At 71.4% G+C, this 12,971-nt stretch carries 12 protein-coding genes; 8 read left to right on the forward strand and 4 right to left on the reverse strand.

Annotated features, from left to right (window positions below; translation table 11 throughout):
* Positions 1 to 266 precede the first annotated feature (266 nt).
* The 5 genes from AB0M52_RS04105 to AB0M52_RS04125 all read left to right on the forward strand — a co-directional run bounded on the left by AB0M52_RS04105 (position 267) and on the right by AB0M52_RS04125 (position 4,267).
* Positions 267 to 842, forward strand: coding sequence for an N-acetyltransferase (locus AB0M52_RS04105; protein WP_363948625.1), 576 nt, complete (start codon positions 267 to 269; stop codon positions 840 to 842).
* 114 nt (positions 843 to 956) lie between these two features.
* The gene (locus AB0M52_RS04110; RefSeq protein WP_363948627.1) at positions 957 to 1,886 is read left to right on the forward strand and encodes a hypothetical protein; all 930 of its coding nucleotides are present in this window, start codon (positions 957 to 959) and stop codon (positions 1,884 to 1,886) included.
* 52 nt (positions 1,887 to 1,938) lie between these two features.
* Positions 1,939 to 2,394: an ABA4-like family protein gene (locus AB0M52_RS04115; RefSeq protein WP_363948629.1), complete on the forward strand. Its 456-nt coding sequence runs from the start codon at positions 1,939 to 1,941 to the stop codon at positions 2,392 to 2,394.
* A 5-nt stretch (positions 2,395 to 2,399) separates the two neighbouring features.
* Positions 2,400 to 3,644, forward strand: a complete 1,245-nt coding sequence (locus AB0M52_RS04120; RefSeq protein ID WP_363948631.1) for a histidine kinase — start codon at positions 2,400 to 2,402, stop codon at positions 3,642 to 3,644.
* On the forward strand, positions 3,641 to 4,267 hold the full coding sequence (locus AB0M52_RS04125) for a response regulator transcription factor (RefSeq protein ID WP_363948634.1): 627 nt from the start codon (positions 3,641 to 3,643) through the stop codon (positions 4,265 to 4,267). The genes AB0M52_RS04120 and AB0M52_RS04125 overlap by 4 nt, the downstream gene beginning before the upstream one ends.
* Before the next feature lie 18 nt (positions 4,268 to 4,285).
* Here the strand turns inward: AB0M52_RS04125 and AB0M52_RS04130 are convergent, their stop codons facing one another.
* Positions 4,286 to 4,582 carry a MoaD/ThiS family protein gene (locus tag AB0M52_RS04130; RefSeq protein WP_363948636.1) on the reverse strand — a complete coding sequence of 99 codons (297 nt, stop codon included), beginning with the start codon at positions 4,580 to 4,582 and terminating at the stop codon, positions 4,286 to 4,288.
* Positions 4,579 to 5,694 (reverse strand): exo-alpha-sialidase, encoded by a 1,116-nt coding sequence (locus tag AB0M52_RS04135; protein ID WP_363948639.1) that lies wholly within the window; start codon positions 5,692 to 5,694, stop codon positions 4,579 to 4,581. The genes AB0M52_RS04130 and AB0M52_RS04135 overlap by 4 nt, the downstream gene beginning before the upstream one ends.
* A gap of 239 nt (positions 5,695 to 5,933) precedes the next feature.
* Between AB0M52_RS04135 and AB0M52_RS04140 the strand changes: the two genes are divergently transcribed.
* Together AB0M52_RS04140 and AB0M52_RS04145 are read left to right on the forward strand one after the other, a co-directional pair.
* Entirely contained in the window at positions 5,934 to 6,359 is a 426-nt protein-coding gene (locus tag AB0M52_RS04140) for a hypothetical protein (RefSeq protein WP_363948642.1), read from the forward strand.
* 33 nt (positions 6,360 to 6,392) lie between these two features.
* Positions 6,393 to 9,005: an alpha-amylase family glycosyl hydrolase gene (locus AB0M52_RS04145; RefSeq protein ID WP_363948645.1), complete on the forward strand. Its 2,613-nt coding sequence runs from the start codon at positions 6,393 to 6,395 to the stop codon at positions 9,003 to 9,005.
* A gap of 61 nt (positions 9,006 to 9,066) precedes the next feature.
* Here the strand turns inward: AB0M52_RS04145 and AB0M52_RS04150 are convergent, their stop codons facing one another.
* The gene (locus AB0M52_RS04150; RefSeq protein ID WP_363948647.1) at positions 9,067 to 9,576 is read right to left on the reverse strand and encodes a hypothetical protein; all 510 of its coding nucleotides are present in this window, start codon (positions 9,574 to 9,576) and stop codon (positions 9,067 to 9,069) included.
* Complete coding sequence (locus tag AB0M52_RS04155; RefSeq protein ID WP_363948649.1) at positions 9,566 to 11,368, reverse strand: RyR domain-containing protein; 1,803 nt, start codon at positions 11,366 to 11,368, stop codon at positions 9,566 to 9,568. Before AB0M52_RS04155 ends, AB0M52_RS04150 begins: the two co-directional genes overlap by 11 nt.
* 315 nt (positions 11,369 to 11,683) lie before the next feature.
* Between AB0M52_RS04155 and AB0M52_RS04160 the strand changes: the two genes are divergently transcribed.
* The coding region (locus tag AB0M52_RS04160) for an AAA family ATPase (RefSeq protein WP_363948652.1) at positions 11,684 to 12,971 on the forward strand (1,288 nt) is incomplete at its 3' end.

Raw genomic sequence — 12,971 nt, forward strand, 5'->3', positions numbered from 1 at the left:
CTCCGCAGCAGCGCTCGCCACCATGGGCGCGCCGATGACCGTCACCCCGACGACCGTTCCAACGGCGACCAATCGCCGCACAAACCCCATGCCCCCACCTCCGTCTACTCGCGACAGCACCTGGTGAGAGGCATCTTCATCTGTATCGATCACCAGGGTCAATAGCTGGTTGTAGCGATAGCACTCCTCTCTGTTACGACACCTGTCGGACTCCCGAGACTTGGGACGCTGGGTAGAGGCATCGGCGACTCGATAGGCTCCGTGCGGTGAACACGACCCTGTCCAGCGACGGGACGGCTGGGCTGGCCATCCTGGGCGCGATGGAGCTGGCATCCGATCCCGACCTCGAGGCCCGGTTCGCGGAGTCAGCCCATCAGATCCTGGCGGATCTGGTCCGCCGAGGCGCCGCGCTCGGCTGGGTCGAGCCACCCGCACGCCGCGACGTGACGGAACTTCTCGGCCAGGTGGTCAGTGCGGTGCAGGCCGGGGACGGCTCCCTGCGTGCCGCATACGTCGACCGTCGGCTGGTCGGGCTCGGGTACTGGCTGCGCTATGCCCGACCGACGCACCGGCCGCACGCCGACCTGGAGAAGGTGGCGGTGGATGCTGCCGCACACGGGCGTGGCGTCGGTCGGGCGTTGACCGCCGCGCTGATCGCTGACGCCCGGCGGGCGGGCATCGAAGTCCTCACCCTGGACGCCCGCGGCGACAACAGCAATGCTCTGCACCTCTACCGGTCGCTGGGCTTCACCGAGTACGGCCGGCTGCCCGATTTCGTCGCCGTCGGCGAACGCCGCTACGACAAGGTCTTCTACATGGTCGACTTCCGCCGACGAGGCTGACCCACCGAGCCGGCTGCCTCCTACCTGGGGAGGAGGCGGCGCTCCGACCGCCAGCCGCGGCTGGGGCTTGCGGTCGGGCGCGATGCGCGAGCGCGCCCACCAGCATCTGGAGACATGACTACCTACCTGCCCCAGCGGGCACCCTGGCACCGCCCACTGATGGTCTTCGTCGCGGCGATGGCGGTACTCGCCGTCGTCGCCGCGATCGGCGTCGTCGCCGACCCGCGCATCCTGACCGGAGTGCCGATCTGGCTCAAGCCGTTCAAGTTCGCCGTCTCCTTCGTGCTGTACGGCATCACCCTGGCCTGGATGCTCTCCCTGCTGCGCCGGCGGAGCCGGATCGCGGAGTGGGCGGCCACCGTCATCGTCGCGATGGGCGTGGTCGAAGTGGCGATCATCGTCGGGCAGGTGCTGCGCGGCACGACCAGCCACTACAACGAGACCAGCGCGTTGAACGGCGCCCTGTGGCAGCTGATGGGTGCGGCGATCATGGTGCTGTTCGTGGCGCACCTCGTCGTCGGCATCGTGGTGCTGCGGCAGCCGGTCGCGGACCGGGCCGGCCGGTACGCGATCGGGCTCGGGCTGGGTGTGGCGGCCCTCGGCATGCTGGTGGCGGTACCGATGGTGCTGCCCGGCCAGGCACCCGCCGTCGAGGGGATCGCCGGGGCGCACAGCGTGGGCGTGGCCGACGGCGGGCCCGGGCTGCCGGTGGTCGGGTGGAGCACCACCGGCGGTGACCTGCGGATCGGGCACTTCGTGGGGCTGCACGCACTGCAGGTGCTGCCGATCCTGGCGATCCTGCTGAGCCGGTTCCTCGGCGACCGGCTGGACGAGCACACCCGGGCGCGGCTGCTGGTCGTCGCGGGCGGGGCGTACGGCGTACTCACGATCCTGCTGACCTGGCAGGCACTGCGCGGGCAGCCGTTGCTGCGACCGGACACGCTCACCCTGGCGGCCGGGGCGGCGCTGGTGGTCACCACCGCGACCGCCGCCGCCCTGGTGGTGGCCCGGCGGCGCCGCCCGGAGCTGGCGCTCGCCGCATGAGTGAGCGAATGATCAGGCTCAGCATGGTGGGGCGACGAGGAGGAGAGCAGGCATGACCGGGACACTGTTCACGCTGACGTTCGCGGTGGCCGCACCGTTCTGGGCGCTGATGATCCTGCTACCGAACTGGTCGCTGACCGGACGGATCATCCGGTCGCCGCTGATCGTGACACCGGTCCTGCTGATCTACGCGATCCTGGTGATCCCGGCGCTCGGTGAGGTGCTGCCGACGGTGCTGTCGCCGACCCTGGACGGCGTACGCGACCTGTTGGGCACTGCCGACGGCACGGCGGCGGCCTGGGCACACATGATCGCGTTCGATCTGTTCGTCGGTCGGTGGGCGTGGCTCGACAGCCGGGAACGGGGGGTGCCGGCGCTGGTCATGGCGCCGGCGCTGGTGCTGACGATCCTGCTCGGACCGATCGGCCTGGCCGCCTACCTGGCGGTCCGGTCCAGGTGGGTACGGCCGGCGGTCGCTGCGACGCCCGAGCCGGAACACCTAGGCTGATCGCCGTGGGGTGGGTGGGACGACTGTTCGACGCGCGGGACACCCTCGTGCGGATGCTGCTGCTGTGCCTGAGCGGCGTCGGCTATCTGGTCTTCGGGATTCAGGGCGCCCCCACGACCACGCAGTGGATCCTCGCGGTGCTCGCGTTCGCCGCCGGGCTGGTGTTCCACCGCCGGCCACTGGTCAACCTGCTGACGCAGGCCGCGCTGCTGGCGGTCGCGATCTGCCTGCTCGACGACATCATGATCAATCAGGTCGGTGCCAGCTGGGCGCTGTTCGAGCTGACCATGCGGGCCGAGCGGGCCCGCACCTTCTGGCTGGCCGCCGGGCTGTTGGCCGCGGTCGACCTGACCGATTCGATCGGCGATCCGCTCGGACGCTTCCTCTCCGGTGTCTTCGGGCTGCTGCTGGAGGTCGGCGTCCCGCTGCTGCTCGGACTGGTCATCCGGACCACCCGGGAACTCGCCCGGCAGGCGCAGCAAAGGGCGGCCGAGGAGCGGCGCCGACACGAGTCGGAGGACCGGGCCGCACGCGCCGACGAACGCAGCGCCATCGCGCGGGAGCTTCACGACGTGGTCGCGCATCACGTGGCGTCGATGGTGCTGCGGGTCGGTGTGGCCCGGCATGTGCTGACCGACCTGGATCCGCGGGTGAGTGAGGTCTTCGACGGCGTGCACGGCACGGGGACCGCGGCCCTGGCCGACCTGCGCCGGCTGGTCGCGGTCCTGCGTGACCCGGAGGGCGTACGCGGTGACGCGGCGCTGACCGCGATCGAACCGTCGGCGCTGCCGGCGGCCCTCGGCGCGGCGGTCGACCGGGCCCGTCAGGCCGGTGTCACGGTGGAGGCCGACATCGACCCGGCGATCGGTTCGCTCGACGCGGTACGTGGTCTGGCGGTGTTGCGCCTGACCCAGGAGTCGCTGACCAACGTGGCCAAGCACGCCGGCACGTCCGCGCTGGCGCGCCTGTCGGTCAGCGTGGTGGACGGGGCCGTCCACTGGGAGGTGACGGACAACGGTCGTGGCTGGGTGCCGGCCACGGTGCCGGCCGGTGGGGGTCACGGCATCACCGGGATGCGCGAGCGGGTCGAGGTCCTCGGCGGTCGGTTGGAGGCCGGACCGACCGGCGCGGGCTGGCGGGTGCGTACCGTCCTGCCCGTCGCGGCGACGCCGTCGCACCGGGTCGGCCCGCCGGCCGGGTCGCCGCCGCCGGAACGCGAGGCGTCGGCGCGCACGGCGGAGCCGGCATGATCCGCGTCCTGCTGGTCGACGACCAGCATCTCATCCGCGCGGGCCTGCGCATGCTCTGCGACGCCCAGCCCGACATCGAGGTCGTCGGCGAGGCCGACAACGGCCGCGACGCCATCGCCCTCGCCGTGCGGCTCGTGCCCGACGTCGTCGTCATGGACCTGCGGATGCCGGGCGTCGACGGGATCACCGCGACCAGCCGGATCCTCGCCGACCGGCCCGCCACCCGCGTGCTGGTGCTGACCACGTTCGGCGACGACGACCACCTCTACCCGGCCCTGACCGCTGGCGCCTGCGGGTTCCTGCTCAAGGACGCACCCCCCACCGATCTGCTGGACGGCATCCGCCGGGCCGCCGCCGGCGACAGCCCGTTCAGCCAGGAGGTGCTGCGACGCCTGGTCCAGCGCGCGGTGCACGCCCGCGCCGAGGCACCCGCGCCGGTCGACGGGCTGACCGCCCGGGAGCAGGACGTGCTGAACCTGGTCGCCGAGGGTCTGTCCAACACGGAGATCGCCGAGCGGCTCCACATCGGGGTCACCACGGTCAAGACCCACATCACCAGCCTGATGACCAAGACCGGCAGCCCCAACCGGGTACGCCTGGCGCTGTTCGCCCGCGGCGTCTGAGGGGTCGCTCGCGGCGACCTATCCCCCGGCCATCGCCCCGAGGACGATATAGGGCTCATCTCCGGCGACGACCCGCTCGGGCAGCGGCGCGTCGGGCGAGGCGTTGGAGAGGTCCTGCTCGCAGGCGTAGAAGCGGACGAACGGGCGGCGGTTGCCGCTGTGCCGGTCGCGGATGGTGCCGAGCAGCATCGGGTACCGCGCCTCGAGGGCGTCCAGCACCAGTCGCTGGGTGACCGGGCCGGTCACCTCCAGGCGTACCTCGCCGGTGACGTGGGCCAGGTTCTTCAGGTGGGCCGGGAGGACGACCCGGATCACGGCAACACCTGGACTTCCACGGAGAGCACGGGCGGCAGGTCCCGGACGATCGGCGCCCAGCTGCCGCCGTCGTCGGCCGAGTGGTAGACCTGACCACCGGTGGTGCCGAAGTAGATGCCGCACGGGTCCAGGGTGTCGACCGCCATCGCGTCGCGGTAGACGTTGACGTAGCAGTCGGACTGCGGCAGCCCGCTGGTCAACGCCTCCCACTCGTCGCCGCCGGTGCGGCTGCGGTAGACGCGGAGCTTGCCCTCCGGCGGGTAGTGCTCGGAGTCGCTCTTGATCGGCACCACGTAGATCGTCTCCGGCTCGTGGGCGTGCACCGCGATCGGGAACCCGAAGTCCGACGGCAGGTTGCCGCTGACCTCGCGCCAGTTCGCCCCGGCGTCGTCGCTGCGCAGCACGTCCCAGTGCTTCTGCATGAACAGCGTGTCGGGCCGGGACGGGTGCTGGGTGATGTGGTGCACGCAGTGGCCGACCTCGGCGTCGGTGTCGGGGATCTCCCCCGAGCGCAGGCCCTTGTTGATCGGCAGCCAACTGGCGCCGGCGTCGTCGCTGCGGAACGCGCCCGCCGCCGAGATGGCGACGTAGATCCGGCCCTGGTGCGCCGGGTCCAGGATGATCGTGTGCAGGCACAGGCCGCCGGCGCCGGGCTGCCACGTCGGCCCGGTGCGGTGCTGACGCAGGGCGGTCAGCTCGGTCCACCTCCGACCGCCGTCGTTGGACACGTAGAGCGCGGCGTCCTCCGCGCCCGCGTACACGGTGTCGGGGTCGTCGCGGGACGGCTCAAGGTGCCAGATCCGCTTGAACTCCCACGGGCGCGGGGTGCCGTCGTACCACAGGTGCTCGCCGACCTCGCCGGTGTAGGCGAAGTCGTTGCCGACCGTGGTCCACGTCCGGCCGCCGTCGTCCGAACGCTGGATCAACTGGCCGAACCAGCCGCCGGACTGGGAGGCGTAGAGCCGGTCCGGGTCGGCCGGCGACCCGGTCAGGTGGAAGATCTCCCAGCCGCCGAAGTGCGGCCCGTCGACCGTCCAGTCATCGCGCCTGCCGTCCGATGTCAGGACGAACGCGCCCTTGCGTGTGCCCACCAACACCCGTACGCCGCTCATGCCGGCATCCTCGCTCCCGTCTCGGCCGGTCCTACCCCTTGGGAACGACGAACTGGCGTCATCGGAACGGACAACATGGCCGGTGTCTGTCGGATGCGCGTCACGCACCGCCGTCGGGTGCGCGCGTTCCGGACGGATCGGGTGGTGACGGGCGTGCCGCCGGTCGGTGACGGGCGGGCGCGGGGGATCCCACGGCCGGGACCCTTGCACAGCGTACGCAGAGGGACCACGATGGGATCATGGCCGAGGGATTGATCTTGCGGGTCGTGTCCGACGGGCCGGTCACCGATGAGGAACTGGCCGAGCAGGCGCGCCATCTGAAGGACCACCTGAACCAACTGCCGGGTGTCGAGGCGGCGGAGGTCGCCGAGCGTGCCGCGCCGGGCACGCGCGATCCGGTCAACTACGTCTTCGGCCTGCTCGCCCTTTCCGTCTTCGCCGTGCCGACCGTGAAGCGGGCGGCGGCGGACATCAAGCACCTGGCCGAGGTGATCAAGCGCTACCAGGAACGCAACAAGGGCAAGCGCCTGCGGATGACCCTTCCGGACGGCACCGAGATCGACGTGCAGGATGTGTCGGAGAAGACGCTGGCCGAGGTCATCAAGTCGGTGTCGGTGCCCCGGCAGGGCACACCCACCTCGCCGCAGAAGGTCGACGGTGATTGACCCGGCGGCAACCAGACCGGATGAGCGCCCGCGGTGAAGCGCGCGCTCCTGATCGGGGTGGGCACCTACGCCAGCGAGGCACTGCCCGAACTCGACTCGCCCGCCAGTGACCTCAAGGACTGGGCCCGAATCCTGCGGGATCCTGGCGTCGGTGCCTTCGACGACGTCCGGGACTGCCTCGACGACGACTCGCACACCGTGCAGGTCACCCTCTACGACTTCCTGAAGAGCGCCGATCCGCACGACTTCCTGCTGGTGTACTACTCCGGCCACGGGCGACTGCACGACGGCCACCGCCTCTACCTCACCGCCACCGACACCAACCCGGACCGCCTGCCGCCGACCTCGGTACCCACCGACGAGCTGCGGCACTGGATCGACGAGTGCCGGGCCAGCGAGCTGGTGCTGATCCTGGACTGCTGCCACGCCGGCGCCTTCGGCGACCTCAAGCAGCGCGGGGACCGCAGCCGCATCGTGGTGGTGTCCGCCGGGGCCACCGAGTTGGCCCACGAGGGTGACGGCTACCGGCAGCACGCGCTGCCGTCCGCCTTCTCCGGACCGTTCCTCGAAGGGCTGCGGACCGGTGCCGCCGACCGCGACGGCAACGGCATCATCAGCGTCCGGGAGGCCTTCGAGTACGCGGCGGTACGGATGGTCGACCGGGAACGGCGGCAGACGCCCCAGATGCGGGCCGCCGGCGTCGGGGATCTGATCCTCAGCAACGCGCCCCGGCGGCCCGAGCTGATTCCCGACGACCTGCTCACGCTCACCCGCAGCGGGCTCGCGTCGGCCCGGGTGCTGGCCGTGGACGAGCTGAGCAACTGGGCGCACGGCAAGCACCGGACCCGTGAGCAGTTGGTGGCCGCGTTCGAGACGCTCGAAACCCTGGAACGGGACCCGGCCGAGCGGGTGGCCGAGCGGGCCCGGCAGGCCCTGTCGGGTCGGCTCCGCGTCGCCCGCGCCGAGGTCGAGGAGGAGCCCGGCCCGGAGCCGCCGGGCGAGCCGAACTGGGCGGCCGGCAGCACCTTCTACGAGCTGAACGTACGGTTCTTCTACGACTCGGACGGTGACGGCCACGGCGACCTGCGCGGCGTCACCGAGAAGCTGGACTACCTGCGCCGGCTGGGCGTCGACTGCCTGCTGCTGAACCCGATCATGGCGTCCCCGGCGGTCGGTGACGGCTGGGCGGCCGCCGACTTCGAGGCCATCGACGAGGGGCTCGGGCAGCCGTCGCACCTGCTGGAGCTGCTCAGCCTGGCCCGTCGGCAGGGCCTTCGGGTGGTGCTCGACCTGGTGCTCAACCACACCAGCGACCAGCATCCGTGGTTCGAGGCGTCGCGCAGCGACCCGGACGGCCCGTACGGGAACTTCTACGTGTGGAGTGACACCGACGAGGGGTACGCCGAGGCCGACGACCCGCTGAGCAGCCGTGGCGCGGGCTGGACGTACGACGCGAAGCGGCGACAGTACTACTGGCACCGCTACAGCCGGCACGAGCCGGACCTGAACTACGACGCGCCCGAGGTGCACGCCGCGATGCGCGACGTAATGGACTTCTGGCTCCGGCAGGGGGTCGACGGCCTACGGCTGCTCACCGTGCCCTATCTGTTCGAACGCAGCGGCACGTCGAGCAAGGGACTCGACGAGACGCACAACTACCTGCGGGAACTGCGGTCCTGGATGGACTCGACGTACCCGAACCGGATCATCGTCGCGTGGAGCGAGGACTGGCCGGAGGGCGCCAGCTCGTACTTCGGCACCGCCGAGCACCCCGAGTGCCACCTGGTGATGTACGCGTCGCTCATGCCGAGCCTGCTGCTCGCCATGCGGCGGGAGACGCACCGGCCGGTGTCCCGGGTGCTGGCGCAGATGCGGGACCAGCCGGGTGACCGCCACTGGGCGGTGTTCCTCCGTAACGGGGACGACATGCCGCTGGGCCTGCTGCACGAGCGGGAACGCGACGAACTGTTGCGCGCGTACGCGCCGCTGGCCCGGATGCGGGGCGCGACCGGCATCCGCCGGCGGACGGCCAGCCTGCTCAACGACGACCGGGGGCAGCTCGAACTCGCCTTCGCGTTGCTGCTGTCCCTGCCCGGCGTGCCGGTCGTCTACTACGGCGACGAGATCGGCATGGGCGAGAACCTGTCGCTGCCGGGCCACCTGGCGGTCAACACGCCGATGCAGTGGGCACCGGACCGCAACGGTGGCTTCTCCGTGGCACAGCCGGAGAACCTGCCGGCACCGCTGATCCACGAGTCGATCTACGGCTACATGGCGGTCAACGTGGAGAACCAGCTCCGTTCGCGGTCCTCCCTGCTGCACGTGGTCGAGAAGCTGATCGAGACGCGGCACGCCTGGCTGGCCTTCGCCCGTCCGGGCTGCCGCATCGTCCGGTCGACCAACCCGGCGGTCCTCGCGTTCCTCCGTGGCGAGCCCGACGACGAGGTGCTCTGCGTGTTCAACTTCTCCCGCTACCCCCAGACCAGCACGCTGAACCTCGCCTCGCACGCCGGCCGTCGACCCCGGGAGCTGATGGGCGGCGCCGAGTTCCCCAAGGTTCAGGAGTCCGGCGACTACGACCTCGGCGTGGCGGGTCACGGCGTCTACTGGCTCTCGCTGTCCCCCGAAAAGGCGCAGCCCGCCTGAGGGCGCACCGCCGGTCCCGGTGGCCCCGAGCGCCGCCGCGGCCCGGCGGGCCCCGGCCCGGTCAGTCCCCCTGGGACCTCCGTCGGGCGGCGGCCGGCCAGATGACCGTGGTCGGGATGCCACGGTGCCGGGCCGAGCCGAGGGTCCGGTCCGTCGATGCCGCGTGACAGCCCGGTACGCCGTCCCAGACCGCCACCAACCACTGCACGCGCTTCAACATTTCCTGGTTGGCAGCCAGGTAGGCGGCAGTGCCGGAGCTGTGGTACCCGGTGTGGATGATCTCTGTCGCCCGCGCCAACAGCTCGTCGAATGCGGCCCGACCCGCCGGCCCGATCGTGTCCCGGTAGTCCAGGGCCGGCAGGACCACCTCGTACGTGCCGCCGGCGGCCAGCACGACGCGCGCGAAGATCTGGTCGGTACCGGCGGCCAGGCAGGTGACACCGTGCACCGGACGATCGCTGATCCGGCGCAACTCGACGCGCAGCGCGTCGGCAACGAGCCGCTCGGTGGTCGGGGTCAGGTCGATGTGCCCGGCGACGCCGACGCGAACCGGGGCAGAATCAGGCGTCATCGGCCGATCCTCTCGACTGCGCGGGCACGGCGGCAGCCAGCCGGATCAGCTCGAACCCGCTGTCGGACAGCACATCGGGCAGCGCCCTGATCTCCTCGCGGTTCTGCTCCCGGACGGCCGGGGGTAATTCGCTCCACGGCCGCAGTGCGGGGTGCCGCTGCCGCGCGTCGTCGCGCGGCTCGCCGTACGTCCAGCCCTCTCCGCGCCGTTCCCGGCACCACCGTTCGTGTTCGAGTCGGGCCAGTTGCTCGATCCGGTCGTGAATGGCCAGCCCGGTGGCCGAGGCGTCGCCGCTGCTGCCATGTCGGGGAGCCACCACGCAGCCGAGATTCAGCAACTTGGCGGCGATGTCCTGGACGTGGCTGCGGTTGGCCCGGCGCAGCGACTCGGGCAGCCGGGACCAGTCCACCATCGCGGGTGCCTCGCCGAGGCGCACTCCGGCCCGCTGCTGGGCCCGCAGGTACCGGTCGTGAATCTGCTGGGCCAGCCGCTCGGTGAGGTCCTCGGCGATCAGACGGGCGTCGCAGGCACGGGTCAGCACCGGGTAGAGGCGCAGCTTGCCGTGCACCTCGTCGAGCAGGTCGTGGTGGGAGTCGCCGTGGAACGCGGCGGCGAGCGCGGCCTGCCGGTAGACCGGTACGAAGACCGAGGTGTGCGTACCCTGCCAGAGCGCGGGCGTGTCCAGCACGAACTGCAGGCCCGTCGTCTCGTCCGCACCGCAGACGTAGATGCGGTCGTAGCCGCCCGGGCCGAAGTGGTCCAACCCGACCAGCCCATCGACGTCCAGGTCGTACGCGGCCACCTGGCAGACGGTGCTCAGGAACGGGTAGCGGGACGCGGCGAGGGCGAGTTCGGTGCTGGCGTCCGGTGCCACCAGTTCCACCCGCAACGTCGGGCGGGCATCGGCGGTGGCCGCCCGGTGCGTCCGCCAGTGTCGGGCCGTCTCCACCAGCAGGGCACGCCGGAAGGTGCCGCTACCAGCGATGAGGACCCGGGTCGGGCGGTCGCGGGCGGGCGGCAGCGGGTGGTGCCGGTGCAGCGCGCGGGCGGCGACGTCGTCGACGTGGAAGTAGTCCAGTCGCAGTCGGCTGGATCCGGCCGCGCCGAGCCGCCGGGCCTGCAACGACAGGCACATCTCCGGATCGTGGACCTGGACGTAGACCCGGGGTGGTTGCCGTCGGTCGTGGATCAGTCGGCTGGCCGCGTTGGCGATCGCGTGGTTCAGGTCGTCGTCGTGGGTGCAGGCGTAGATGGTGTGTGCGCGCGGCAATCCGGCCCCGCGCAGCACCTCCGCGCTGGTGGGGTCGCCGACGACGCCGAGGTACCTGCGCCGGCGGTACTCCAGCGGCCCGAACGGTTCGGCGCGCACCACGACCACGCGTTCGCCATCGGCGAAGAGACGGTCGGCGAGCATGTGGGCGAACTGGGAGTCGCCGCAGACCAGGACGTGGTCGCTGGCCCGTCGGGCGCGCAGCCGGCGGATCTCGGCGGCCAGCAGCAGCCGGCCGGCCTCGGCGACGGCGAGCAGGGTGAACAGCGGGGCGACGAACCGGGCGACCTGCAACTGCCACGGGTAAGGGCCGGGGTCCTCGAAGGGTTCGGCGCTGAACACGAAGAGCTGGATGTCGTAGTAGAGCACGTCGTACACGTCGTGGATGGCGTCCGGCCGGTCCTGCCCGAGACGGTCGAAGCCGATGTAGCCAAGGATCAGCGCGAGCAGGCCGATGCCGCCGAACACCGCCCGCAGCCACCACCCGGGCGGACGGACGGTGCCGGGGACCGGGTACGTCATCAGACGGCTTCCTCGCTCGGGGGGCCGTCGGGACGCGGGCCGGCCAGGTCGGGCCGCCTGGATCGGCGGTACGGCCACCGGGTTGCGACCATGAGCCCAATGGTATTGGACGCAGTCGATCGGGCAGGCGTCCGGCATGCCCCCCGATCGGCCCTTTTTTGCAGGTCGGCCCGTTCTGTCGGCCCGCGACGGACCGCCGCGAGAGCTACCGAGGGCTACCATTTGAGGACGTTGCGGAGGTGGTGTACGAGCGAAACGAACCTCCGGCGTGGGACGGCCTGGTGCCCAGACCAGAGCTACCGGAGGATCAGGGCAATGGACGCAATCGAAGATCCACCGGCAGTCGGTCCGGTCAATCCGTTCTCCCCGACGGCCGTCGCCCGGGTGACCGAGGGCGGCGGGCACGCCACCACGGTGGTCACCGTGGCCATCCGCGACGCGCTCGCCCACCTGGACAACTACCTGCACACCGGCAGCGGCGGCGCGATCGCGGTGGTGGGCGACTACGGCACCGGCAAGACCCACCTCGCGGCCGAGCTGCTGGCCCACGCCCGCCTGGTCACCGGGACGGCCGCCAAGGCGGTCTACCTCGATGCGCCGGCCGACACGTTCCTGTCGCTGAGCCGCCGGTTCCTGGGCCGGCTCTCCCGCGACGCGGTACGCGCCCTGCTGGACGAGTACCGGGCGCAGCCGCCCGGCGGCGTGCCGACGCACGACGCTGACCGGGCGCGGCCCGCCACCGAGCTGCTCGCCGAGCGGATACGCGAGGAACTCGCCGAGGTCACCACCGACCCGTCCTTCGGCACGGCACTGGCGATGCTGATCGATCCGGCCACCGAGGCGATGGCGTGGGACTGGCTGATGGGTTATCCGCCGGCACCGGCCCTGGTGGCCGCGGGCGTCACCGCGCGGGCGGACGTGGAGTCCGGCGCGGTGGAGACGATGGGCGTGCTCGCCCTGCTCTACGGGCGTCGGCACGAGCACTTCGTGCTGGTGTTGGACGAGCTCGACAAGATCCTGTCCGCGGCGGGGCGGCCCGGCGACGAGACGATGGCCCGGTTCTCCCGGCTGATCGGGGTCTTCGCGTCGGCCGGCGCGTTCCTGGTGATCGCCGGGCTGCCCGACATGCTGCACCTGCTCAGCCCCGACGTGCGGCAGCGGATCGGGCCGATCGTGCGAATGTCGGCGCTGACCGCACAGGACGTGCGGGACTTCATCCGGCAGAGCCAGCTGAGGGCGTTCGGTCAGGCCCGGCTGACGCCGTTCACGGTGGAGACCACCGAGTACCTGACCAACCTGACCGACGGGGTGCCGCGCCGGCTGATCCGGCTGTGTTACCACCTCTACCAACGGGCGGTGCAGGCCGGCAGCCCGGTCACCCACCTCATGGTCCGTGAAGCGGTGCGGGTGCAGTTCGACCTGGCCAGCCGGCAGGACGTCGCCGCCGACGTACGGCGGGTGCTCACCCAGGAGGGCTGGTCGTACCAGCGGGATCATCTGATCGGTTCGCTACGCGACCTGCCGGTCGACTTCTGGATACCGCTGGACGAGCACGGCGCCGGATGCTGCGTGCTGCTGTCCGAGTCGGTACTCAAGTCCGAGG

The sequence above is a fragment of the Micromonospora sp. NPDC051296 genome (assembly GCF_040682255.1).
Taxonomy (GTDB): domain Bacteria; phylum Actinomycetota; class Actinomycetes; order Mycobacteriales; family Micromonosporaceae; genus Micromonospora; species Micromonospora craterilacus.